This is a genomic window from Pseudophaeobacter flagellatus, from assembly GCF_021228235.1.
Lineage (GTDB): Bacteria > Pseudomonadota > Alphaproteobacteria > Rhodobacterales > Rhodobacteraceae > Pseudophaeobacter > Pseudophaeobacter flagellatus.
The window spans coordinates 380,328-403,440 of sequence record NZ_JAJQRG010000004.1 but is presented as its reverse complement, the minus strand read 5'-3'; the positions used below and the strand labels follow the sequence as shown (position 1 = coordinate 403,440).

Genomic DNA, 23,113 nt, shown 5'->3' with positions numbered 1-23,113 from the left:
ATTGTTCCCATGATTATCAAAAGATCCTGCGCGAACATGGCTTCAGGACCTCGATGAGTGGCAAAGGAAATTGCTATGACAACGCCGCTGTCGAGACGTTCTTCAAAACGATCAAAGCTGAGCCGATCTGGCGGCGGTCATGGGCAACACGGCGGCAAGCAGAGATGGCGATCTTCGAATACATCAATGGCTTCTACAATCCGCGTCGCCGGCATTCAGCACTGGGGTGGAAAAGCCCTGTCGCTTTCGAACGGAAGGTGGCTTAAACGAGCACTTGGGGCGGCACTAAAGCGCGACAGGTCCATGACGGCAATGCCAACCCCGCGGCGATATCGTCTTCGTATGCGCGCTCAATGCGTTCAGAGAAGATACGCCAACTTCCCTCAGCACTCGCAAAGAATGCCGCCTCATCGAAGCGGCCACTGGGTCGCTGGAAATGCAGTTTCGGCGCACTTACAACTTTGCCAGAGGATTTCCGGGTGTATTGCTGCCTGATATTCTTGGGTTGTCCATTTTCATCAATGTAATGCTCCTCGAAGAACAATGCGGGATCGACCCTGGTATCGAAATTGGCATCAATTCTGAATACATAGCCACTACGGATATCCGCACTTACCGAGCAGGTCAGGGGCGTCAGGCGGCGATCCTGACGGCTTTCCCAGTTGATTGAAATGAGGACATCGTCGTGGGCGATACGCGTGTGAATGAAGCGTCCAGTGTCCTCTTGTTTCTTCTTCCAATCGCGCAGCTTGGCCTGCTCAAAAGCAAGCATTGTCTTCTCAAGCCAGAAAATGCGGCTGTATATCTGACTGACACCGCATTTCTTGCCTGTGTCTGGATCGGACAGCAGCCGCGCAAGGTCGTTTATGCTCGCGCCATTTACCAACGCTCGAAGTAGTCGAACGTTGTCATGCTGCTTCTTCTGGCCCTGGTGATCAAGTGTTGTCGAAATACGTGCGCCAGACTTCCCCTTGCAGGGCTTGTGGATCATCCGAAATCCGGCTGCTTTTTCTTTTCGTCTGTTTCCCTCAGGAGCAAGTTTGCCGTGTGCGCCATTGAAGATGAACTCATTCGGCGTATCGAGATAGCGGGTGCCGCAATGACCGCATTTAGGCCCTTCCAGGAGCCCGTTATGCGTCCGCAGCCGGTCGATTTCTTCGAGCAAAAGTTCGTTGGACATAATGTTGAACTCTATGCCGCATTCACTATTCCCCTTTTGGTGATGGCACGCGATCTCCCTTCCGTCATCCCAGGCCCTCGGGTCGTTTTGATACTCGAAAGCTTGGGAGACCGTGCTCTTTTTGCTATTGCTGGTAAGTGAATATCCGCCCAGTCCAGTTGCAAGCGCAGGCATCTTTACTGAAGCCAGCAGTTTCCTTTGTGCGGCCCCACTTCCCTTGAACACCGGAAGAGAAACGTTTGGCGCAACACCATAGTTCCCGCAATCAATATCACCGCAGGTGTTCATGTTGATTTCTGGCGTTGGATGTGGGTATATTACTTTCAGCGAAAGCTGGGAATTCTCTTGACCATTAGTTTGCCCTTCCGGCGTTGTGTCAAGATGGCCTCCGTAAGCCAACAAAGATGTTGGCCATTTTCTCAAAACAAGAAATGCTGATCGTACTTTTTTGAATAGTGTTGCTGCGGGACAAAAGTCCCTCACCGCTCAATGCAGTGTAAAAATGAATAAGCCATAAAAAACAAGCGCCTGCCGAGATAAATCTCAGCAAGCGTCATTTTTGTGTCCCAAAAGCCGGAATGCGTCAGCATATCCTGCCGGGGGGCTTTTCTATTGCGCGCAGCCATGCTGCGCAAAATGGGCACCTGTTTTGTGACCCTGGGACATGTGAACTCCCAAAGGGGAGCCCGTCGCGGGAGTGCAGATGAACGCGATGTGTTCTAGAGCGATTGGCCGAGGTTTATGCGCGGGCTAAGGGTTTCACGGATGAGCGGCAGATCGGCAGCGCTGTCGCGGACTTTCAGCACAATCTCGGCGGCGCGTTCGCCAATGGGGCGGCGACAGGCATCCGTTGTGGCCAGCTGCAGGGGCAGGCCTTCCAGAATCGGCAGGTTGTTGAAACCGGCCAGCGCCACGTCCTGCGGCACCGACAGGCCTGCTGCCAGGCAATGCATATAGCCGCCGACGCTCATCACATCGCTAGAGTAATAGATGCAATCCAGATCGGGTTGGCGGGCCAACATCTGCGCTGTCAGCAGCCGCCCCGTCGCAATCGCGCTATCGCCAGCATAGTGTTCCAAATCGGTCAGCGCGACGCCTTGCTCTGCCAGGCCCGCAACAAAGCCGTCAAAGCGTTTTCGCGCGCGAAAATCCTGCGGCATCTTGGTGCCAATAAAGCCGATACTCCGATAGCCCCGCGCCAAAATCTGCGCCGCCATGTCCCGCCCGGCCTGCAGATGCGAGATGCCAACGCAGTGGCGCAGCGGGGTGCCATCCGCATCCATGACCTCGACCACCGGGCAATCGGCCTGCAGCAGCATTTTCTGGGTTGCTTCACTATGCTCCAGCCCGGCGACGATCAACCCCGAGGGCCGCCAGCTCAGCATTTCGCGGATCACCTCTTCTTCTTCGTCCATTTCATAGCCCGAGATCCCCACCACCGGTTTCAGCGGGCTTTGCTTCAGCACCGAAGAAATCCCCGAAAGCACCTCCGGGAAAACAAAACTGTTGAGCGAGGGGACCACCACCGCCACCAGGTTTACCGATTGCGACGACAGAGACCCCGCAATGCGATTGGGCACATAGCCATGGGCGCGAGCAATCTCCTCGACCTTGGCGCGGGTTGCGTTGGACACATCCGGTGCGCCACGCAGGGCCCGGCTGGCGGTCATCTCGCTGACACCGGCAAGCCGGGCAACGTCCTTCAAGAGCATCTTTTTGATCATGTCGCATGGTCCTGCACTTCGCGCCCCGCCGCAAGGGCCGCAGGGTCAGCTCACGGCATTGAGGGTTGCATTTTACCACTGTTATCGCTACCGATAGCGCAACCGTTAGCGATAACAAAACAAAATCACGGCGCAGGTGTGCTGCGCCGTAAACTGGAGCTCTCTGATGACCCTGAAAATCGCCATCAATGGATTTGGCCGCATTGGCCGTGGTGTTATGCGGGCCCTGCTGGAAAGCGGCGCCCAGGACATTGAAATCGTCGCAATCAATGATCTCGCCCCAGCGCAAACCCTGGCGCATCTGCTGAAATATGATTCTGTGCATGGGCGGCTAAAGGCTGCGGTGCAGCACAGCGAAGACAGCCTTACAGTGGCAGGCAAGACCCTTCGGCTTAGCGCGCTGCGCGATCCCAAGGACCTCTCTTGGGACGATGTCGATATCGCCTTTGAATGCACCGGGCGCTTTACCAGCCGCGACGCCGCTGCCGCACATCTGGGCAATGGCTCCAAGCGCGTCCTGCTGTCGGCTCCGGGTAAGGGCATGGACCGCACCGTGGTATACGGCGTCAATCATACCGATCTGACAGCCGCCGATCTGATTGTCTCCAACGCCTCTTGCACCACCAACTGCCTCGCCCCGGTGGCGCAGGTACTGGACCAGAGCTTTGGCATCCAGACTGGCTATATGACTACGATCCACGCCTATACCGGGGATCAGCCAACCCATGACAGCCCGCACAGTGATCTCTATCGCGGTCGCGCGGCGGCCCTGTCGATGGTGCCCACCTCGACAGGGGCGGCCCGCGCCATCGCAGAGGTGCTGCCAAAGCTAAAAGGGCGGCTGGAAGGCTCTGCCATTCGGGTGCCCACGCCCAATGTATCCGTGGTGGACCTGAGCTTTATGCCGGAACGCCCCGCCACCGTTGATGCAGTGAATGCCGCCCTGCAAGAGGCGGCGAATGGCGCGCTCAAGGGCATTCTGTCCTATGAAGTCGATCCCATGGTTTCGATTGATTTCAACCATGATCCACATTCCTCCTGCTTTGCAGCGGGGCAGACCTCGGTCACCGAGGGCGGATTGGTCCGCGTGGTCAGCTGGTATGATAACGAATGGGGCTTTTCCAACCGGATGCTTGACACTGGCCGCCATATGGGCAGCCTGATCTAAAGCCACCCGCGCGGCACCTGGCAGGCATGCCCCCTGGGTGCCGCCCTTTTCCTGCTAACCCTTGCCAGCCCTCCCCAAGAAATGGCACCCTGACCGCATCGAAATGCCAGCGCCGCGTGCGGTTCCAGCCAAAGGGGAAAAGGCCTGAAATCCGTCCGCCTCAGATTGCTTTTGCTGGCGCTGCTGCCCCTAGCGGTGCTGATGCCGCTGTTGCTGACCCTGGCAATGGCGCGTTGGAACGCGGATTATGATGCGGTCCTCATCGCCAAGGTAGAAAGCGATCTGCGTATCGCGGAACAATATCTTGGCCACCTGCAGACCGGCAGTGCCGAAAGCCTGCACAGCATTGCAAACTCCACCGATTTTCAACAGGCTCTGACCAAAGGACCAGCAGCGGTTCAGGCCCATCTGGCCCCCCTGCGCGCCGCGTTGCAGCTAGATTTTCTGGAATATCTTACGCCTCAGGATCTGGGCTCACCCCTAGGGGAGTGGCCAGTGGTACAGGCAGCCGTCAACGGGCAGCGCGCGGCACAGATTGACATTTTTTCGCCGCAGGACCTGGCACAGGCCCTGCCGCATATGGTGGAAGATGCCCGCATTCCACTGATTGAAACCGAGGCCGCTGCGCCGACTCAACGAGAGGTCGAAGATCGCGGCATGATGTTGCATGCCACGGCCCCCGTCGCCGCTCTTGGCCATTACGGCGTGCTGCGCGGTGGGCGCCTGCTGAACCGTAATCTCGACTTTATCGACACCCTGAATGCACTGGTCTATCTCGGCGGGCCTGCCGAACAGAACCGGCAGGGCACGGCCACCCTGTTTCTGGATGACACCCGCATTTCCACCAATGTGCGCCTGTTTGAGGATGTGCGTGCGCTTGGCACCCGCGTCTCTGCCGTGGTGCGCAACAAGGTGCTGGACGAGGGGCGCACCTGGCTGGACCGCGCCTTTGTGGTCAATGACTGGTATATCTCGGGTTATCTGCCACTGACCGACAGCTTTGGCAGCCGCGTTGGCATGCTCTATGTCGGCTTTCTCGAAGCGCCCTATACCGCTGCCAAAGGCGAGGCCTATTGGACCATTGTCGCGGTATTCCTGCTGGTCATGGTCCTATCTGCGCCGCTTTTCTTGTGGCTGGCCAAGGGGATATTTGCGCCGCTGGAACGGATGAGCCAGACCATGAAGCGGGTCGAACGTGGAGATTTGACCGCCCGCAACGGCACCACCCGGCGGCAGGATGAAATTGGCCAGGTGGCAGGCCACCTCGACAGCCTGTTGGACCAGATCCAGGACCGTGATCAGCGCCTGCGCGATTGGGCGGACGAGCTGAACGCCCGTGTGGATCGGCGCACCGCAGAACTGCGTGATGCCAACAAGAAACTGGAAGAAACCTTCAAACAGCTGGTGATGAGCGAAAAGCTTGCCTCGATTGGGGAAATTACCGCCGGTGTCGCCCATGAGATCAACAACCCGGTGGCGGTGATCCAGGGCAATGTTGATGTCATCCGCATGACCCTGGGCGAGGCTGCCGATGAGTTGCAGACCGAACTGAACCTGATCGACAATCAGGTCATGCGCATTGGCGCCATCGTCGGCAAGCTGCTGCAATTCGCCCGCCCGTCTGAATTTGGCACCTTTGAGGAAAGCCTCGATCTTGCGCCTCTGGTCAGCGATTGTCTGGTGCTGGTGGACCACGTGATTTCGCGTCAGGCCATTCAGGTGGACAAGCGTTTTGCCGACGGCGACGACGCGCCTCCGCCAGTGCGGATTGACCCCGGAGAGCTACAGCAGGTGGTGATCAACCTGATCCTCAACGCCACCCAGGCGATGGCCGGGGCCGGCAGCTTGACTCTGTCTCTTTGCGCGGCAGAGCGTGACGGCAAGGTGGGGGCGCTGCTGACGGTCGCTGACACAGGCTGCGGCATTGCCGAAGATCAGATCGGCGCTGTGTTCAATCCGTTTTTCACCACAAAACTGGGCGAAGGGACTGGCCTGGGGCTCTCTATCAGCCAGACCCTCGTGCAGCGGGCTGGCGGGATCATCTCAGCCCGCAATCGCACCGAAGGCGGGGCTGCCTTCTCGATCTGGCTGCCCGCCGTCGCATCAGAGCAGGGTAGTATCGCCTGACCAAGCGCAGGCTGGTTCAGGCTAAAGCAGACGCGGAGCACGCGAGTTCAGAGATCCCAGCTGGCGCATTTGCGATCAACGGTTTTCCGCGATACCCCAAGACGGCGCGCTGCTTCAGCGCGGTTGCCATCGCAGGCGTCCAGCACATGCATGATATGGCGCTGGGTCACCAAATCCAGCGATTCTACCGCCGCCGCCCCGGTGATGGCCCCCTTGCCGGCAAATTCTTCCGGGAATTCCCCCAGGATCACCGAACGTTCAATCAGATTGCGCAGCTCGCGCACGTTACCGGGCCAGTCGTAGCGCGCAAACTTCAACAGGGTCTCTTCGTTCAACTCCAGTGCCTCCATGCCGAGGCTGCTGGCGAATTGTTCCATGAATAGGGCTGCCAGCTCGACGATGTCTTCAATGCGCTCTTTCAAGGGGGGCATCTGGATCTCAACAACATTGATCCGGTGGTACAGATCTGCCCGAAAGCGCCCGTCTTCAACTGCGGCCTGCAGATCAGCGTTGGTGGCGAAAAGGAACCGCAGGTTCAATGGAATATCCCGCTCGGCTCCAACAGGGCGTACCCGCTGATCCTCTAGCACCCGCAGCAGCGCCGCCTGTACCTGATCCGGCATCTGAGCGACCTCATCAAGAAACAGCGTGCCCCCGTCAGCATGCAGGAACAATCCGTCCTTGCGGCGGTTCTGCTCATCAATCTGGCCAAACAGCTCATAGGCGATGCGGTCAGGTGCAATCCCGGCACAGTTCACCGCCACAAAGGGCTGCATCGCGCGATCAGACAACGAATGCAGAGTGCGCGCGGCGATTTCCTTGCCCGTACCACTGGCCCCAGTGAACAATACCGGCGTTGGCAATGGTGCCAGACGGTGCAGCATATCGCGTGCCTGGCTGATGGCAGGCGATATGCCCAACAGCCGCCCACGTGCCGCGCTGCCTTCGGCCAGAAGCTCATGCTTCAACAAATAATTTTCGCGCCGCAGATATTTGCGATCCAGCGCCCGCGCCACAGAGTTGAGGATCTGATTGGCCCGAAACGGTTTCAGCACAAAATCGGCAACTCCGGTGCGCAGCGCCAGAATAGCCGTTTCCAGATCGGCGTAGGCTGTCACCAGAATGGTATCGGCAAACAGCCCCACCCGGCGCTGTTCCTGCACCCATTCCAGCCCGGTTTTGCCTGGCATGATATTGTCCAGAATGATCAGATCAAAATGCGCCTGATCCAGAATGGTCGAGGCCTCGGCAGCCGATGCGGCCTGTTCAACCCGTTTGCAGCGCGGCGCCAGGATCTTGGTCAGAAAGTTGCGCATGCCCGGTTCGTCATCAATCACCAGGATCGAGGCATTGGCCAGGTTCTCTCCGTATTCGTCGCTTGCGCCTTCTGCCCGCGTCATTGCCGCTACTGCCCTGTCTTTCATTGCTGCCTCACTTGCCCCGGTCGTACCAAAGCAGGCCTGCCCAACCTATCAGGGTCGGGCCTGCCTGCGCCATCTGTTTTCATGCCTGTCTTATTCCGCCGGGTGCTGCGTCTTGTCCGGCCTTGCGGGGGCCTGATCTTCTTCCAGGACCTCTTCTAGCCAAATCGAGTGGTGCTGACGGGCCCAGGCTTCGTCCACCTGCCCCGAGCCCATGGCATCATAGGCGCCCTCCATCCCGAGAGAGCCGATATAGATATGGGCAATAATGATCGCCATCAACACAAAGGAAAGCGCGGCATGCCAGGCTTGGGCTAGTTGCATTTCTTCTTGTGGCGCCAGGTCAACCGGCAACAAACCAAAGCCGAGCATCTCTGGCAGACCAGTGGAGTTGATCACCGCAAAGGTCTTGGCAAAGAGTTGCAGCTCATAGGGGAACAACAGGGAAATCCCTGACACCGCAATCGACGTTCCAAACAGAATGACCGACCAGAAAATCATCTTTTGCCCGGCGTTGAATTTCTTGGCCGGCGGGTGCGCAGACCCGACAATGCCGCCAAACTGGCGCAACCAGACCAGATCGGTACGGTTTGGAATGTTGTGGGCCACCCACATAACAAAGACCATGACCAGCCCGACGATAAAGCCCCAGGCCACCATATTGTGAAGCCATTTTCCCAGGTCCAAAATCGCTGCATTGGGCGCTTTGCCCAGATAGGGGGCGATGACCACCCGGCCAAACAGCGACAAAAGCCCGGTCACGCCAAGAATAACAAAAGACCCCGCCATCAACCAATGCGCAAAGCGTTCAGTCGCCTTGAAACGCGTCACCGTGCGGCCGGTCTTTTCTCCGTCAATCATGATCCGGCCCCGCAGCAGAAAGAACAGCAACAGCCCCCCAATAGTCCCCAGCAGCAGCCAGCCGCCATAGTGGCGCAGCGGTCCAGCGCGAAAGTTCAGCCAGGTCATGCCACCATCCTGGATCAGCACCTTGGCCACATCTCCACCGGCCGAAACCCGAACCTCGGCAGTGCCATAGCGCATTTGTCGCCACAGATCGGGATCCGAGGCACCGCCAAGCGTGCCGAGCTGCTGGGTCATGGCCGCAGCGGCCGCAGGGTCGCCAATATTGTTCCGCCGGAAGCCTTCATCCAGCGCCTGCCCCTTTTGCCGGGCCAGGATATCCGCCAAGGTCTGCGCCCCGCCTGTTGCACTGCGGTCCACGGCTGCATCTGCCGCAGGGGTGCCGACAGCGGTATTAGCCTCCTGTGCCAGCGCCTGTTCAGGCCCAAAGGGGAACCACAGCATCAGCTGCAGGAAAAAGGGAAATGCCAGGCGCAGCATGGGCCACACTCCTTTGCGGGTCGCAAATTTGAAAAAATACCAGTTTGCAGACGGCCTGCACTGGGCAGGCCGTCGTTCTTTTACGCAGGTTGTCTTACGCAAGCAGATACCAGCGTTTAGCCGCCCTTTAGCTCATAGGCTGTACCCCAGCCCCAAGCGCCAGAGCCAAAGCCGCGCGCCACGATCCGTTCGCGGTAAATCGCAGAGACCGTATCGCCATCCCCGGCCAGCAGGGCCTTGGTGGAACACATCTCGGCGCAGATCGGCAGCTTGCCTTCGGCAATCCGGTTGCGGCCATATTTCGAGAACTCCGCATTGGAATTGTTCTCTTCAGGGCCACCGGCACAGAAGGTGCATTTGTCCATCTTGCCACGGCTGCCAAAGCTGCCGGCCTGCGGATATTGCGGCGCGCCAAAAGGGCACGCATAGAAGCAATAGCCACAACCGATGCACAGATCCTTGGAGTGCAGCACCACACCGTCTTCGGTCTGGTAAAAGCAATCCACCGGGCACACGGCCATACAGGGCGCATCGGAACAATGCATGCAGGCCACCGAGATCGAGCGCTCACCGGGTTTGCCATCATTGATGGTAACAACACGGCGCCGGTTGATGCCCCAAGGCACCTCGTGCTCATTTTTACAGGCGGTCACACAGGCGTTGCATTCAATGCAGCGTTCGGCGTCGCAGAGGAACTTTGCTCTTGCCATCTTTCTTTCTCCTTATGCTGCAGTGATTTTGCAAAGAGTGCACTTGGTCTCTTGCATTTGCGTGACGCTGTCATAGCCGTAGGTAAAGGCCACGTTGGCGCTTTCGCCCAAGACGTAGGGGGCCGATCCTTCGGGATATTTATCCCGCAGATCCTTGCCCTGGTAGTGGCCGCCAAAGTGGAAAGGCATAAAGGCGACGCCCGCGCCGACCCGTTCGGTGACCATGGCCATAACCTTGACCTTGCCTCCTTCGGGGCCTTCGACCCAGCACTGTTCGCCGTCGCGCACGCCCAGATTATTGGCATCCCGCGTGTTGATTTCGACGAACATATCCTGCTGCAACTCGGCCAGCCAAGGGTTGGAGCGGGTCTCTTCCCCGCCGCCCTCATATTCCACCAATCGCCCAGAGGTGAGGATGATCGGATAATCCTTGGAGACATCATTCTTCTGGATAGAGGCGTAGAGGGTCGGCAAGCGATAATCGTGACGATCCTCGTATGTTGGGTAATCCTCAACCAGATCACGCCGGTTGGTATAGAGCGGCTCGCGGTGGATGGGCACCGGATCGGGGAAGGTCCAGACCACGGCACGGGCCTTGGCATTGCCGAAAGGCGCACATTCGTGCTTGATCGCCACCCGCTGGATACCGCCAGAAAGGTCGGTCTTCCAATTGGTTTTGGGACCAGCCACGGCCTCGATCGAGGCGCGCTCTTCGTCGGTAAGATCGCTGTCCCAGCCCAGATCCATCAGCATCTGCATGGTGAATTCGGGATAGCCGTCTTGGATTTCGGAATTCTTGCTGTAGACACCTTCCGCCAACAGATTGTCGCCATCGCGTTCAACGCCAAATCGGGCGCGGAATGTCAGACCGCCCTCAGAGACCGGCCGCGACATATCATAGAGGTTCGGCGTACCGGGGTGCTTCATCTCTGCTGTGCCCCAGCAGGGCCATGGCAGACCATAGAAATCCCCATCTGCCGGACCACCCACAGCCCGCAGCGTCGTGCGGTCAAAGGTGTGCTGGTTGGCCATATGCAGTTTCAGCCGCTCGGGGCTTTGACCGGTGTAGCCAATGGTCCAAAGCCCCTTGTTGAATTCGCGGGTGAGGCTTTCAACATTGGGGGTTTCCGCATCATCCATTTCGATGTTTCGGAACAGACGATCCGCCCAGCCGAACTTGTTGGCGAACTTGGCCATGATGACTTCATCCGGCAGGCTCTCGAACAGGGGTTCAACCACGCGGTCGCGCCACTGGAAGGACCGGTTCGAGGCAGTTACAGAGCCACGCGTTTCAAACTGTGTACAGGCCGGCAGCAGATAGACGCCATCGGTACGGTCCTGCAAAACAGCCGAAACCGTTGGATAGGGGTCAATCACGACCAGCATATCCAGCTTTTCCATTGCCGTTTTCATTTCCGTCATCCGGGTCTGCGAATTGGGCGCATGGCCCCACAGAACCATCGCCCGCACGTTGTTGGGCTGATCAATATTGTCCTTGTCTTCCAGGATACCATCAATCCAGCGGCTGACAGGGATGCCTTTCAGGTTCTGCAGGCTCTTGTCTTTGCCATCTGCACCTTTCAGCGTATCAAACTGATTGGCGAGCCATTCTGGGTCTTCTTCCCAGACGCGCGCCCAGTGGGCCCAAGCGCCCTTGGACAAGCCATAGTACCCAGGCAGCGTATGCGACAGCACGCCCAGATCGGTCGCGCCCTGCACATTATCGTGGCCACGGAAAATGTTGGTGCCGCCGCCAGAGGCACCCATGTTGCCAAGCGCCAGCTGCAGGATGCAATAGGCGCGGGTGTTGTTGTTACCCGTGGTGTGCTGAGTACCCCCCATGCACCAGATCACGGTGCCGGGACGGTTGTTGGCCAGGGTGCGGGCAACGCGCTGCAGCTGCTCACCGGGCGCACCAGTGACGCGCTCGACTTCCTCTGGCGTCCAGTTCTTCACCTCGTCGCGGATCTGTTCCATGCCCCAGACACGGGTGCGGATGAACTCTTTGTCTTCCCAGCCGTTTTCAAAGATATGCCACAGAATACCCCAGACCAGCGCCACATCGGTGCCGGGACGGAAGCGGACATATTCATCCGCATGGGCCGCCGTACGGGTAAAGCGCGGATCGCAAACGATCACTGGCGCATTGTTCTGCTCCTTGGCCTTCAGCAGGTGCAACAGCGAGACAGGGTGCGCCTCGGCCGGGTTGCCACCGATGATGAAGATCGATTTGGAGTTATGGATGTCGTTGTAAGAATTGGTCATGGCGCCGTAGCCCCATGTATTGGCAACACCCGCCACGGTCGTCGAGTGACAGATCCGCGCCTGGTGGTCGACGTTATTGGTGCCCCAATAGGCCGCGAATTTACGGAACAGATAGGCCTGTTCGTTATTGTACTTGGCCGAGCCAAGCCAGTAGACGCTGTCAGGACCGCTTTCTTCGCGGATGTCCATCATGCCGCCGCCGATTTCGTCGATGGCCTGATCCCAGGAGATGCGCTTCCACTCACCACCCTCTTTTTTCATCGGGTACTTCAGGCGACGTTCGCCATGCGCGTGTTCGCGCACCGAGGCACCCTTGGCGCAATGCGCGCCCATGTTGAAGGGGCTGTCCCAGCCGGGTTCCTGCCCCGTCCAGACACCGTTTTCCACCTCGGCGATGACGGTACAACCAACCGAACAGTGGGTGCAGACGGATTTGATTGTTTCAACCGCGCCTGTCGCGGCTGTTGCCGCAGTCGCCTGTGTGACCGTGCCACCTGTGGCACTGATCGCAGCCAGGCCACCAATGGCCAGGCCAGACCCGCGCAAAAAGGCGCGCCGGTCAACGGATGCTTCCGCAACCTGATTGAGGATCGAGCTCCGCTGGGGGCGTCTCGCAACCCCGTTGGTCTTTTTCCTAAGCATGTAAACCTCCCTTGCCAGCCCAGAAATACGGGCCTGCTGGGTTTATGGAAAACCACATGGACGGTCGGGCGTCTCGCTACCAGTTGCCCCGTGGTTGATGAAGGTCTTGCGTGCGACCGGCGCTGGTTAGAACCGGGTGCTTTCGTAGTAGGCGCGGGTATGCGCAGTATCCTGCATCTTGTCGGATGCCAGATCGGGTACTGCAGCCTCAGCCGTAGTACCGCTGGTGGCCACTGCCACCGCAGCCAGCGGTGCCGTTGTCGCCGCCAGTTTCAGAAAGTCGCGGCGGCTGCTGCCACCCTCTTCCTTCTTGCTCATGTGAACTCCTCCTCCCGGCGCAGGGGCCAGGTTCTTGTTTCACTGGGTTACAGCGCAGCGCCGAAGCCCTGCGCCCTTTTGCGGATTACTCCGCGTTCATCCGAAAACCTTCGGCTTCGATGTCCATGAAGTGCCGTCCGACAGCGCCGAGGGCCGCATAGAGAACCGACGCCTTGGCGGTTTCGAGATCTGAAAAGAAATGTCCGGCCCAGGGGCGGATGTGCTTGCTGAAAAACTGCTTTTGCTGCTCCAGATCAGCCGAGGGGCCGAAACGCCCGGCGATCATCGCGCCCATCATCTCCATCAGAGAGGCGATGTTATCCTCGGGTTCAAAGGCATTTGGTGCCCGGGTAATCCCCTGCGCCGCCATATCCTGACGCAACATTGCCAGCGGCTTTTCGTTCAAGAACCCGGTCAGGTAGTAGCTGGAATAGGGCAGCAGCTCACCGCGTCCCAGGCCGATGAACAGCTTGTTGAATTCCCGCTCGCTGGCGGCAGGCTTGCTATGGGCGGCCAGCTTGGCCAGCCCATTGATCGCTTGGCCAAGGTCGGTGTCATCCCCAGACAGCCCAGCAGTCTGCTGCAGCAACATCTGGTCCGGTGGCCCCGCCAACATGACCCCAAGGTAATTATAGAGATCCGCCCGCATCTGATCCTCGGCACCGAGGGCGATCGGTGGCTTTGCCCCTGTCGTGGGGGTCTCAAGAGTGGCTGACATCTGGGGCTCCATCTGAGGGCTGTCGGGGGTCATTCTAGCGTCCCTTCAAAAGAGAACCGCATACGGCGAAGGGCAGTATAGTGCTGGCTTGGGGCCATCTCGGCACGGGGGTCTGGTGCCCCAACCGGGGCTGGGCTGCCGACAACATGCTCCCAATCAGGGGTCTGCTTGTCAGCCAGCGGAACCTGCCCCGCCGCATCGACGCTTGGGGTTGGCTCTGCGCTCTCGCTGTGCTCTGCGCTCTGCTCCACGGGCTGCGCATCAGCCAAATCGACCTGTTGCGCGGCATCCTGTTCTGCCTGCGCAGCTTCGCGGGCCAGCGCGTCTACATGCAGGGTCATGCCCTTCCCCACCTGATAGGCGGTCTGCATTCCCTCGAGCACCAGCGCGGCATCGGTGAAGTCCTCGCCGTAATCCACCAGCCCGTCAACGCAGGCCAACACCGGGTTAGCCCGCCACAGGTGACGCAGAGCGCGTGTCTTGATCCGCGCGGGCACCTGCTCGTCCAAGAACACCTTGAAATCATCTCCAGCTTTCAGGCTCTCTGGCTCCGGCAGGTTCAGCTCCGCCAACAGATCTTCGTCGCTTTTCTCGGCGACGGCCTCATCGCGGGCAGCGCGTTCGACCGCGATCTGCGCCTGTTCTTCAGCTGCCTCTTCGGCGGCGACGGCGGCCTGGCGGCGGGCCCAGAAGGTCATTGCAGCCGCTCCTTCTTGGCCAGCGCCGGAGAGCGATATACATCGGTCAGCTGAGCAATGCGCGGATCGCCGATACCATCCTCGACGCCACCAATATCCTTTTTATCGCGACGCCGCTTTACGAACTCTTCTTCGCGAAAATGTGCCACAGTAAAGGCGCGTAGCCAGGCCACCAGCCCGCTGGGCATCGCCACCTTTTCCACCAGTTCTTCGCCACTGTCAGCATAGTCCTGCGCTTCAAACGGAGAGGCCGTGATCAGCGTCACCTCCAAAGGAAAGCTGCCATGCTCGGCCTCGCGCAGGATCACATAAAGACTGGGGGGATGGGTGGCCAGCGCCTGCATATAGGCCTCAGCCTCGGCGCGGTGCAGCTCCAGCGGCAAGGTGGCGGCGTGATATTCGCTCACCCCCGCCTCTGTGCGCAGCAGATGCCAGTCCGCCGGACGCGCAGCAGGCAACAACCCCGAAACGGTCCAGCTCCATCTGGCCCAACGGGTCACGCCAGGCGCGCGACGTATCACCACCCCGACTGGCATCACATCAGTTTTCTCTGCGCTTTGGCTCACCCCGTCACAACGCCCTTTATAAGCTTCATAATTCTGTCTGCCCCCCCTGTCGCCGCAGCAGATGCTGTCGGGCCGAGGCGTCAATTCCTATTGATCAGATTGCGCCGGGTCGCTGACCCAACGAAAGGATGAATTTTGCGCCATTGCAGAAAACTGCCAGGACGGGACAAATTGGGACACCGACGCGGCACCGCCGGACCAAGCCGGTCTAAATGTCTATCTCGACAAAATGGCTCGGAAAACGGGCTGTGCTGCATTTGGCGAATCACAGGCCACGCCAGGGCCGCCAGATCGGCCTGCCGCCACTGGAAACCGGTTTACCTCGTCAAAGAATCAGAGCTAGTCTAGGCTCCCAGCAAGCGGCAAAACCATGGGTGTTTTGCCACAATTTCTCGCGAGGAATACAATGGCCAAGCAGTTGATTTTATGCGATTGTTCAGGAACACAGGCGCTCAACCCTGAGGCCCTGTCAACCACCACTGGCCTGCGCTGTAGCCCGGTCTATTCGGCCCTGTGCAGCACCGAGATCGATGCCGCTTCTGCCGCCATTTCCTCGGGAGAATCGGTGATTTGCTGCGCCCAGGAAAAAAGATTTTTTGCCGATCTTGCCGCCGATCTGGAGGCCCCCGCCCCTGCCGGTCTCGACCTGCGGGACCGGGCGGGTTGGACCGCAGATAGTGGGGATCTGCTACCCAAAATGTCCGCCCTTGTGGCCGAGGCCGCGCTAGACCTGCCCCCGAGCAAGAGCCTGGATGTCACATCAGAGGGGCTCTGCCTGATTTTGGGCGCGCCAGAAATTGCCCTGGCCGCCGCCACACGGTTGCAGGATCTGCTCGGCGTGACGGTCTTGATTGAAACACCAGGCGAAGATCTGGACATCGCCGGATTGGGGCGCGGCTTTGACTTGATCCGGGGCCAACTACGCCAGGCCAAAGGGGCCTTGGGGCAATTTCAGCTGCGCTTTGACGCCCTGCAGCAACGCGATGTAACGGGCCGCCAGTGGGGCTGGAGCGCGCCGCGCGATGGGGCTGTGTCAGACTGCGATATCCTGCTGGATCTGCGTGGCGGCACGCCGCTGTTTCCGGCCCCGGAAAAACGCGAAGGCTATCTGCGTGCCGACCCCAGGAACCCACAGGCAGTGGCGGATGTCATTCTGGCTGCCAGCCAGCTGGTCGGGACCTTTGAAAAACCGCTCTACCTGCGCCATGAGCCGCTGTTGTGCGCCCATTCGCGTGCCTCGCAGACCGGGTGCAACAAATGCCTGGATCACTGCCCCACCTCTGCCATCAGTTCCGCCGGGGATCACGTCACGATTGATCCGATGATCTGCGCCGGCTGCGGGGCCTGTTCCTCGCTCTGCCCCTCAGGGGCCATCACCTATGACGCGCCACCAACCGAGGCCCAGTTTCGTCGGATCCAGACCCTTGCCAAGGCCTATCAAGACGCAGGCGGCACCGCCCCACGCCTGCTAGTGGTCAATGACCATGGCGGCGAGATGATCCAGCTTGCCGCCCGCTTTGGCCGCGGCCTGCCGGCCGATGTTGTGCCGCTTGAGGTGACAGCCCTCAATGCTTTTGGCCATGCGGAAATCCTGGCTGCCCTCGCGGCAGGGTTTGCCGATGTCTCGATCCTGCTCGCCCCAGGTGCCGACCCAGAGGTGCAGGCGTCAGAGCTGGCCCTGGCACAGGCCATCAGCGGCAGCAACACGGCGCGCCTGCTGGATATCCAGGACCCGGATGCCCTGAGCGATACGCTTTATGACAGCAAGCCAGCCACGCCCATCGCCACGCCTATTCGCCCCATGGGGTCGCGGCGCCAGATCACCCGCCAGGCCGCCCTCGCCCTGCACGCAACGTCAGGGCAGGGCAAAGCGGCGCCCCCCCCGCTCTCCCTGCCCGATCAGAGCCCCTATGGGGCGGTACTGGTGGATCAGGACAGCTGCACCCTCTGCCTGTCCTGTGTGTCGCTTTGTCCTTCGGGGGCCCTGGGCGACAACCCGGATCTGCCGCAGCTGCGGTTTCAGGAAGAAGCCTGCCTGCAATGCGGGATCTGTGCCAATACCTGCCCAGAGGATGCAATCACCCTTCAGCCACGGCTCAACCTTGATCCGGCGGCCTTGTCGCAAGTGGTTCTGCATGAAGAAGACCCCTTTGCCTGCGTTGAATGCGGCGCGCTTTTTGGGGTGAAATCCACCATCGAAAAGATCACGGAAAAACTGGCCGGGAAACACGCGATGTTTGCCCGCCCTGAAATGGCCCGAATGATCCAGATGTGTGATGACTGCCGGGTTCAGGCCCAGTTCCACCAAAAAGACAGCCCCCTTGCCGGGGCGGAACGCCCGCGGGTACGCACAACGGAGGATTACCTCAGCAAACGCCGCGACCATTGAATCCCGCCGCAAGAGCCCGCCGCATCCGTAGCCTGTTCCCCCGGTCCACGCGTCAATAGTCGCTCGCCGGGCTGTTTACAGATGGCGGATGCACCAGCGGTGCAGATCAGATAGACAGATGAAAACCCAAGAGAGCAGCAGGTGCCAATTGGCCCTTTTTCTCTTTGCCATCAGACAGACAGCGCCCGCCCGTCGGGCCACATCAAAGGAGCAAGTCCCGCGTGTCCATTACCCGAGAAACCGTCCTCGCGGCCCTCAAAAGCATTTCCGACCCCATCAGCGGCCAGGACATTGTCGCCGCAGGCCTGGTGCGTGGCCTCACGGTTGAACCAGGCTCTGTGCTCTTTGTGTTGGAAATCGACCCTGCAAAATCAGAAACCTACACGCCCATCCGGGATCAGGCAGAGGCTGTGATCAAGGACCTGCAGGGCGTCGACAAGGTCTCGGTGATGCTGACCGGGCATTCCACCAAGGCGCCGCCGGATCTGAAAGCTTCCAAGCCAGCCACGCCACAGGGGCCGCAAAAAATCCCCGGCGTTGATCGCATTATTGCGATTGCCTCGGGGAAGGGCGGTGTGGGGAAATCCACCGTTTCCGCCAACCTCGCCTGTGCGCTGGCGGCCCAGGGGCGGCGTGTCGGCCTGCTGGACGCCGATGTCTATGGCCCTTCGCAGCCCCGGATGCTGGGGGTTTCCGGACGCCCCGCCAGCCCCGACGGCAAGACCATCCTGCCGCTGCGCAATCACGGCGTCACCATGATGTCGATTGGCCTGATGACAAATGATGATCAGGCCGTGGTCTGGCGCGGGCCAATGCTTATGGGGGCACTGCAGCAGATGCTGATGCAGGTACAATGGGGCGCCCTCGATGTACTGATCGTGGATCTGCCGCCCGGCACCGGTGACGTGCAGATGACGCTGGCCCAAAAGGCGCAGGTGGATGGTGCCGTGATCGTCTCCACCCCGCAGGACGTGGCGCTGATTGATGCCCGCAAAGGCATCGATATGTTCAACAAACTAAACGTGCCGATCCTGGGCATGATCGAAAACATGTCGACCCATATCTGCTCCAACTGCGGCCATGAAGAACATGTCTTTGGTCATGGCGGTGTTGCGGCCGAAGCGGCCAAGCTGAACGTGCCCTTGCTGGCAGAAATCCCGCTGCATCTGGATGTGCGCCTGGCGGCAGACAGTGGCGCGCCGATTGTGGCTGCCAAACCCGACAGTGCCCAGGCGCAGGCCTTTCTCGATGTAGCAAAGGCGCTGGTTGAACGGGGCGCTGCATGAACGCAGCCCCCACCTTCCCGCCCCTGATGTCTGGCCTTGCCGTGACCGGACAAGAGGATCCTTTCGAGACCGCCTGCCAGCGGGCGGTGCTGGGCTGCGATGCCGGTTTGATTGTCTATAACCTAGGTGCAGATCAGCTGCGCGCCGCCATCGTTTTTGCGCCAGAGGTGCCGCTGCAAAAGGCCATGGCCATGTTGCCCACCTGTGGCATCGGTCTGCAAAATGCCCTAGGGGCCCTGGCCCCGCCAGAGGTGGCGGTCCACCTGGAATGGGGCGGCGGGCTGCGGATCAATGGCGGGCGCTGCGGCAACCTGCGCGTGGCTGCCAGCACCGACGATCCGGATCAGGTGCCCGACTGGCTGGTGCTGGCGCTGCAGCTGCCGCTTTGGCCAGCCGATCAGGACGGCGGCGACACCCCAGACCAGACCGCGCTTTACGCCGAAGGCTGCGCTGATGTGACCGCCCCTGCCCTGCTGGAAAGCTGGGCGCGTCACGCGCTGCACTGGATTACCCGCTGGGAACAGGACGGCACCGAGCCGCTGCATGCCGAATGGCGCGGCCTGGCCCATGGTCTGGGCGAAGAGAGGGACTGGTACGGTAACACCGGCACCTTTCTGGGGGTCGATGAAGATTTTGGCATGCTGTTGCGAGATGCCAGCGGCACCCGGCTGATCCCCTTGACCACACGACTGGAGACCCCATGATGCAACTGGCCCGTGCCATCCACTTTGACGAGAGCGACCAAAACATCTTTGCCAACCCCGCCCGCACCGGTGAATGGTGCATTTCGGGCGGTTTTGAGTTTTCCAACTGGGTCGAGGGCGATCTTACCGGCAAGCAACGCCAGGCCTTTGCCAATGGCTGGCTGGGGCTAGAGACTGCCGGGCGGGTCACCTTTGTCGCGGTGACCAAAATTGAGGAGGGTGAGCTGGAAGAGCTCATCAATCAGCTGGCGCAGCATTTTGTCAGCCACTATGGCGCCCCCGATCAGGCAACCGCCCACCCCGTCGCGCAGGAAGAGCTGCGCCAGATGCAGGAGATCTGCGCCGAACACGAGGCCAATACCCTGCTAACGGTGGCCCGCGAATTGCGCGATGCCGGGGTGCATGAAAGCTACCGCAGCATTGCCCCGCAGTCGGCGGATCTGGAACAGTTCGCCATTCACGTCACTCCAGATAGCTAAACGCCCCAACGTGGCTCTCCCGCCCGTCGAAAGATGCCTGCGGCATCTTCTCCCGTTGGGCCCGGCGCCGCTGACGCGGCGCCCCTTCCAGGCAGAGACAGGTCAAGGGCTGCAGAGCGGCCCTGCCGCAGGCAGGGTTTACCCTTGAGGTGTCTCCGCCAACTTATACCCCTTGAAGGGCAAGCCAGCCCTTCAGGGGCTTCTCAGCAGGTTTTTCTCTTGATGCACCGCGCAGCGGTGCCGGGCCCAAGGCCGCCAGGGCTCAACTGGCTAAGCCTGTTGAGCCTGCGGGCGCGGGAGCTCCGCCTTTTGCTGTGGCGGCCGCTGGCCTCTCTGAGAGATCTTGGGCAAGTCCTGCTGCCGAGGAGGGCGGTCAGGCGTATTTTTCCAAAAAGGCCTCTGCGGTCATAGTGCGAAAATCTGGCAATGCGGTGCGCAGTTCTGCATGGGTCCAGTCCCACCAAGCCAGCTCTATCATGCGCTCTGCGACTTTGGCGGGATAGCGGCGGCGGATCAGACGGGCGGTATTGCCACCAACAATGGTATAGGGGGCCACATCCTTGGTCACCACGCTACCCGAGGCCACAACGGCGCCATGTCCGATACGCACCTCTGGCTTGATCAGCGCGCCATGTCCTATCCAGGTGTCATGGCCAATATAGGCCCGCCGTGTCGCCCGGTGGGCAAACCAATCCGCATCATCCGCCACATCGTCCCAGTACAGCGCCGAGCGATAATGAAAATGATGCAGCGAGGCCTTCTCCATCGGGTGATCCGTGGCCCCGATACGCGTGGCGCTGGCGATATTGGCGAACCTGCCCACTGTGGCATTGGCGATGTCGCAGCCGCGATCGCAATAGGAGTAATCGCCAATAGTGCTATTTGAGATCCGGCTGCCAGCACCAATCTCGACATAGGTGCCAAAGCTGCTGTCACTGATCTGGCAATCGGGGTGCAGGAAAGGATGATCGGCGGATAATCGTGCCATTGGGGGCTCCCATAATCAGCCCCAGTCAGTCCAGATTTGACTGGGGCGTGGCAAATCAGAACGGGCAGATGGTCACGGCAGCACGAAGGGTTTGCCAGCCGCAGATCCGCGACGCTTGGCCTTGCCGCCCTCGCCCTTGATCAGGCGGCGGCGCAGCCAGCCCGACAGCCAATCCATCATCATCACCATCAGAATGATCAGCACGATGTAATAGGCGACTTCTTCCCAGTCTTTTTGGGTAATAATTGCCTGGGTCAGCAGCAGACCAATGCCGCCCCCCGTGATCGCCCCAATAATGGTGGCCGAGCGTGTGTTGGATTCCAGGAAATACAACAGCTGGCTGAGCAGCACTGGGGTAATCTGCGGGATCACCCCAAAGCGATAGCGCTGCGCCGGTTTGGCCCCGGTCGAGGTGATGCCTTCGATCTGCTTGTCATCGACATTTTCCAGCGCTTCCGAGAAGATTTTGCCAAAAGTGCCGGTATCAGTGACCAGAATGGCCAAGGCCCCGGTCAGAGGCCCCGGCCCAAAGGCCCGCGCCAGCACAACAGTCCAGATCAATGAATCCACCCCGCGCAGGAAATCAAACACCCGGCGCATGGCAAACCGCAGGGCACCAAGCGGCGCAAAGTTTCGGGCAGCCAGAAAGGCCAGAGGCAGGGCAATGATGCCAGCACCAATGGTGCCCAGAAAGGCCATCAACAGCGTTTCAACGATGGCCCAGGCCACATCCTGATGCCGCCACATCTTGTTGGTCCAGAAATCGTTGAAGATCGCCCCGGCTTCGCCCGTGGCGGCGCGCTGTGCCAGCTCCACAAGCCCAAGCCCGTGATAGGGGCTGTCCAGAGTGAAGAAGAACAGCTCCCAGCCAGTGAAATAGCGGAACACTTCGGACCGATTGCGGGTAACCGTCAGGCGGCCAGCATCCGTTTTGACTGCAAGCCGGTTCTTGGAAACGCTGATCCAGTCAGGCACCTCACCGGGGGGCAATTCGGCCTGCACCCCCTTGCTGCGGCTGGGGGTGGCGCGCACAAGCCCATACCCTGGGATAGCGTATTCAATGCTTTCGGGACCAAAGCGCACCTCATGACCCTGCTCCAGATCAATCACCGAGGTTGCCCCCAATGTCACCCAGGCCGGGCTCTCGCCTTTTGGGTAGGCCCCCTTACGCTCTCCTTCGATGGCGACCGAAACTTCTCCGTTGCGATTGTCCCGCGTTACATGGGTTTTGTAGCTGTAGGTATCACTCACCAGGGTCTGGGCGTTTTGCAGGCTGACCCGCTGCCACAGCCCGGCCATGTCAAAGGCAACAAAGACATAGGCCAGATAGACCAGCACCAGGGCCGGCAGGGCAAAGCTCCACAACTTTTTCTTCCAGAACAGGTGATCCATATCCCGTTTGGCGGCGACAGGGCAGAATTCAGCGTCAAGATAGGTCATGCCTTGGCTCCATGGATCAGGCGGTCGCGCATCCCACTGGAGATCTGATCAACCAGCGTGATGGTGATAAACAGCAAAAGGAAAATGGCGGCGGCTTCGTCATAGCGCCCCTGGCCCCAGGACATGGCGTTCTTCAGCTCATAGCCGATGCCGCCCGCCCCAACAAAACCAAGGATTGCAGAGGCGCGAATGTTGATTTCAAACCGCAAGAGCGCATAGCTCACATAGTTTGGCCCCACCTGCGGGATCACCCCCAGCCACATACGCTGGCCCCAGCTGGCACCGGCGGATTCCAGACCCTCAACCGGTTTGAGCGAGGCATTTTCATTCACTTCGGAAAACAGTTTGCCCAGCGCGCCGGCGGTATGGATCGCAATGGCAATCATCGCGGGCACCGGGCCACCACCCAAGAGAAAGATCAGCACCAGCGCAATGACGATTTCGGGAATGGCGCGGCAGATGTCCATGATCCGGCGAAACAGCGGAATAAATGCGGGCCAGCGCGCCATACCGCGCGTCGACAACAGGGACAGCAGTGTGCCAAAGACCAGCCCTACCAGGGTCGAGGCGGCAGCAATGTTCAGCGTCTCGATCAGGGCAGGAAAAAAGGTGACGAGATGGCCCGGCAGCAATGCCAGCTTTTCGCCCGCCTCGCTTAGAACCTCGGCCGGGTAATCAAACACATGGGTAATACCATCGCGAAACGACCCGGCGTTGCGGCCATCTGCGGTGCGAAAGCCTGCCATCATCATGGCGACAAACAGAACCAACATGATACCGCCATAGAGACGCTTGCGCCGGGTCATTGTATCGTACTCGGCCCGAATTTCTGCGGTTGTCATCGGCCCTGCGGTTAGATCTGCCATCCTTGCCATCCTGATTGAGAGGCGTGCGCGCAGCCGCATTGGGCCACGTCTTCACTGAAAAACGGGGTTCGGACAAAGCT

20 protein-coding genes are annotated in these 23,113 nt (G+C 59.9%); 7 read left to right on the top strand and 13 right to left on the bottom strand.

Annotated elements, in window-relative coordinates:
• A partial coding sequence (locus LRK71_RS10875; RefSeq protein WP_232403386.1) for an integrase core domain-containing protein occupies positions 1-266 on the top strand: 266 nt, incomplete at its 5' end.
• Here LRK71_RS10875 and LRK71_RS10870 read toward each other — a convergent pair.
• Both LRK71_RS10870 and LRK71_RS10865 read right to left on the bottom strand, forming a co-directional pair.
• A complete protein-coding gene (locus LRK71_RS10870; protein ID WP_232403377.1) occupies positions 263-1,603 on the bottom strand; it encodes a hypothetical protein in 1,341 nt (446 codons plus the stop codon). The two genes, LRK71_RS10875 and LRK71_RS10870, sit on opposite strands and share 4 nt — an antisense overlap.
• 296 nt (positions 1,604-1,899) lie before the next feature.
• On the bottom strand, positions 1,900-2,904 hold the full coding sequence (locus LRK71_RS10865; protein WP_232403375.1) for a LacI family DNA-binding transcriptional regulator: 1,005 nt from the start codon (positions 2,902-2,904) through the stop codon (positions 1,900-1,902).
• A gap of 166 nt (positions 2,905-3,070) precedes the next feature.
• Between LRK71_RS10865 and gap the strand changes: the two genes are divergently transcribed.
• Positions 3,071-4,072 (top strand): type I glyceraldehyde-3-phosphate dehydrogenase, encoded by a 1,002-nt coding sequence (gap, locus tag LRK71_RS10860; protein ID WP_232403373.1) that lies wholly within the window; start codon positions 3,071-3,073, stop codon positions 4,070-4,072.
• 201 nt (positions 4,073-4,273) lie between these two features.
• Positions 4,274-6,199, top strand: coding sequence for a sensor histidine kinase (locus LRK71_RS10855; protein ID WP_232403364.1), 1,926 nt, complete (start codon positions 4,274-4,276; stop codon positions 6,197-6,199).
• A 47-nt stretch (positions 6,200-6,246) separates the two neighbouring features.
• Here the strand turns inward: LRK71_RS10855 and LRK71_RS10850 are convergent, their stop codons facing one another.
• From LRK71_RS10850 to LRK71_RS10815, 8 genes are all read right to left on the bottom strand, one after another.
• Entirely contained in the window at positions 6,247-7,623 is a 1,377-nt protein-coding gene (locus LRK71_RS10850; protein WP_232403362.1) for a sigma-54-dependent transcriptional regulator, read from the bottom strand.
• 90 nt (positions 7,624-7,713) lie between these two features.
• Positions 7,714-8,964, bottom strand: a complete 1,251-nt coding sequence (locus LRK71_RS10845) for a formate dehydrogenase subunit gamma (RefSeq protein WP_232403360.1) — start codon at positions 8,962-8,964, stop codon at positions 7,714-7,716.
• Between the two features lie 116 nt (positions 8,965-9,080).
• Entirely contained in the window at positions 9,081-9,674 is a 594-nt protein-coding gene (gene fdh3B / locus LRK71_RS10840; protein ID WP_232403359.1) for a formate dehydrogenase FDH3 subunit beta, read from the bottom strand.
• A gap of 12 nt (positions 9,675-9,686) precedes the next feature.
• The gene (locus LRK71_RS10835; protein WP_232403358.1) at positions 9,687-12,581 is read right to left on the bottom strand and encodes a formate dehydrogenase subunit alpha; all 2,895 of its coding nucleotides are present in this window, start codon (positions 12,579-12,581) and stop codon (positions 9,687-9,689) included.
• A gap of 126 nt (positions 12,582-12,707) precedes the next feature.
• Positions 12,708-12,899, bottom strand: a complete 192-nt coding sequence (locus tag LRK71_RS10830) for a twin-arginine translocation pathway signal protein (protein WP_232403356.1) — start codon at positions 12,897-12,899, stop codon at positions 12,708-12,710.
• A gap of 85 nt (positions 12,900-12,984) precedes the next feature.
• The gene (locus tag LRK71_RS10825) at positions 12,985-13,617 is read right to left on the bottom strand and encodes a TorD/DmsD family molecular chaperone (RefSeq protein WP_232403351.1); all 633 of its coding nucleotides are present in this window, start codon (positions 13,615-13,617) and stop codon (positions 12,985-12,987) included.
• A gap of 29 nt (positions 13,618-13,646) precedes the next feature.
• A complete protein-coding gene (locus LRK71_RS10820; protein ID WP_232403349.1) occupies positions 13,647-14,315 on the bottom strand; it encodes a DUF3306 domain-containing protein in 669 nt (222 codons plus the stop codon).
• Positions 14,312-14,851, bottom strand: a complete 540-nt coding sequence (locus LRK71_RS10815) for a DUF3305 domain-containing protein (protein ID WP_232403448.1) — start codon at positions 14,849-14,851, stop codon at positions 14,312-14,314. The genes LRK71_RS10820 and LRK71_RS10815 overlap by 4 nt, the downstream gene beginning before the upstream one ends.
• A 436-nt stretch (positions 14,852-15,287) precedes the next feature.
• Here LRK71_RS10815 and LRK71_RS10810 point away from each other — a divergent pair, with 436 nt between their 5' ends.
• The 4 genes from LRK71_RS10810 to LRK71_RS10795 all read left to right on the top strand — a co-directional run bounded on the left by LRK71_RS10810 (position 15,288) and on the right by LRK71_RS10795 (position 19,739).
• Positions 15,288-17,270, top strand: a complete 1,983-nt coding sequence (locus LRK71_RS10810) for a 4Fe-4S binding protein (RefSeq protein ID WP_232403347.1) — start codon at positions 15,288-15,290, stop codon at positions 17,268-17,270.
• Between the two features lie 221 nt (positions 17,271-17,491).
• A complete protein-coding gene (locus tag LRK71_RS10805) occupies positions 17,492-18,556 on the top strand; it encodes an Mrp/NBP35 family ATP-binding protein (protein WP_232403345.1) in 1,065 nt (354 codons plus the stop codon).
• A complete protein-coding gene (locus LRK71_RS10800; protein ID WP_232403343.1) occupies positions 18,553-19,260 on the top strand; it encodes a biotin/lipoate--protein ligase family protein in 708 nt (235 codons plus the stop codon). The genes LRK71_RS10805 and LRK71_RS10800 overlap by 4 nt, the downstream gene beginning before the upstream one ends.
• A complete protein-coding gene (locus LRK71_RS10795; RefSeq protein ID WP_232403446.1) occupies positions 19,260-19,739 on the top strand; it encodes a DUF6505 family protein in 480 nt (159 codons plus the stop codon). The genes LRK71_RS10800 and LRK71_RS10795 overlap by 1 nt, the downstream gene beginning before the upstream one ends.
• 373 nt (positions 19,740-20,112) lie before the next feature.
• Here LRK71_RS10795 and LRK71_RS10790 read toward each other — a convergent pair whose 3' ends face one another.
• The 3 genes from LRK71_RS10790 to phnE (LRK71_RS10780) all read right to left on the bottom strand — a co-directional run bounded on the left by LRK71_RS10790 (position 20,113) and on the right by phnE (LRK71_RS10780) (position 23,033).
• Positions 20,113-20,727, bottom strand: coding sequence for an LbetaH domain-containing protein (locus LRK71_RS10790; RefSeq protein WP_232403341.1), 615 nt, complete (start codon positions 20,725-20,727; stop codon positions 20,113-20,115).
• A 72-nt stretch (positions 20,728-20,799) separates the two neighbouring features.
• Complete coding sequence (gene phnE / locus LRK71_RS10785) at positions 20,800-22,167, bottom strand: phosphonate ABC transporter, permease protein PhnE (protein ID WP_232403339.1); 1,368 nt, start codon at positions 22,165-22,167, stop codon at positions 20,800-20,802.
• Positions 22,164-23,033, bottom strand: a complete 870-nt coding sequence (gene phnE, locus LRK71_RS10780) for a phosphonate ABC transporter, permease protein PhnE (protein WP_232403338.1) — start codon at positions 23,031-23,033, stop codon at positions 22,164-22,166. Before phnE (LRK71_RS10780) ends, phnE (LRK71_RS10785) begins: the two co-directional genes overlap by 4 nt.
• Positions 23,034-23,113: the final 80 nt, after the last annotated feature.